Here is a 1,579-nt window from a genome sequence, read left to right on the forward strand (position 1 = left end):
GCAGCCGTTCGGCCACGTTTTCGGGCACGTCCTTGATCGACAGATTGATTCCCATGCAGCGCCTCCGAAACGGATCCATGGAGGCATTTTGGATCCAATCACTGAAGCCGGTCAAGCCGGCCCCGGTCGCCTGCGGCTCAATACCGATAGCTGTCGGGCTTGTACGGCCCGGCCTTGGGCACGCCGATGTAGGCCGCCTGCTCTTCGCTCAGCTCGGTGAGCTGGGCGTTGAGCGTCTTCAGCTGCAGCCGCGCCACCTTCTCGTCGAGGTGCTTGGGCAGCACGTAGACCTTGCCCTGCTCGTAGAAGTCGGCGTGCGTGAAGAGCTCGATCTGCGCGATCGTCTGGTTGGCGAACGAGCTGCTCATGACGTAGCTCGGGTGGCCGGTGGCGCAACCCAGGTTCACCAGGCGCCCCTTGGCCAGCAGGATGATGCGCTTGCCGTCGGGGAAGATCACGTGGTCGACCTGCGGCTTGATCTCCTCCCAGCGGTACTTCTCGAGCGCCGCGACCTGGATCTCGTTGTCGAAGTGGCCGATGTTGCACACGATGGCGTTGTGCTTCATGCGCGCCATGTGCTCGTGCGTGACGACGTCCTTGTTGCCGGTGGCGGTGACGAAGATGTCGGCCTTGTCGGCGGCCCAGTCCATGGTCACGACGCGGTAGCCCTCCATCGCCGCTTGCAGCGCGTTGATGGGGTCGATCTCGGTCACCCACACCTGCGCCGAGAGCGCGCGCAGCGCCTGCGCGCTGCCCTTGCCGACGTCGCCGTAGCCGGCCACGAGCGCGATCTTGCCGGCCACCATGACGTCGGTGGCGCGCTTGATGCCGTCGACCAGGCTCTCGCGGCAGCCGTAGAGGTTGTCGAACTTGCTCTTGGTGACGCTGTCGTTGACGTTGATGGCGCGGAACAGCAGCGTGCCCTTGGCGCTCATCTCCTTGAGGCGATGCACGCCGGTGGTGGTTTCCTCGGTCACGCCGATGATCCCGGCGGCCTTGCGGCTGTACCACGTCGCATCCACGGCCAGCTTGGCCTTGATTGCGGCATAGAGCTCGCGCTCCTCCTCGCTCGTCGGGCTGGCGATCACGCTCGCGTCCTTCTCGGCGCGCTTGCCCAGGTGCATGAGCAGCGTGGCGTCGCCGCCGTCGTCGAGGATCATGTTCGGGCCTTCGCCCGCGGAGCCGGCCGCGCCGAACTCGAAGATGCGGTGCGTGTAGTCCCAGTAGTCCGCGAGGCTCTCGCCCTTGTAGGCGAACACCGGCGTACCGGCGGCGGCCAGCGCGGCGGCGGCGTGGTCCTGGGTGCTGAAGATGTTGCACGAGGCCCAGCGCACCTGGGCGCCCAGCGCCTGCAGCGTCTCCACCAGCACCGCGGTCTGGATCGTCATGTGCAGGCTGCCGGCGATGCGCGCCCCCGCCAGCGGCCGACTCGCCGCGTACTCGCGGCGGATCTCCATCAGCGCCGGCATCTCGTGCTCGGCGATGCCGATCTCCTTGCGGCCCCAGTCGGCGAGCCCGAGGTCGGCCACGGCGTGCGGCGCGGCGGGGTTGGGTTTGAGGATGGCGTTCATCGTCGGAC

At 67.3% G+C, this 1,579-nt stretch carries 1 protein-coding gene; it reads right to left on the reverse strand.

Annotation, left to right across the window (positions count from 1 at the left end; translation table 11 throughout):
- Positions 1-137: 137 nt before the first annotated feature.
- A complete protein-coding gene (gene ahcY, locus U0177_RS28900; RefSeq protein ID WP_409574163.1) occupies positions 138-1,571 on the reverse strand; it encodes an adenosylhomocysteinase in 1,434 nt (477 codons plus the stop codon).
- Between the last annotated feature and the right edge of the window lie 8 nt (positions 1,572-1,579).

This window comes from Kouleothrix sp. (assembly GCF_046328425.1).
Classification (GTDB): Bacteria; Chloroflexota; Chloroflexia; order Chloroflexales; family Roseiflexaceae; genus Kouleothrix.

What these genes read in the sequence shown, in the direction of transcription:
- ahcY (WP_409574163.1), bottom strand. Translation starts at nt 1,571, where the DNA reads ATGAACGCCATCCTCAAACCCAACCCCGCCGCGCCGCACGCCGTGGCC.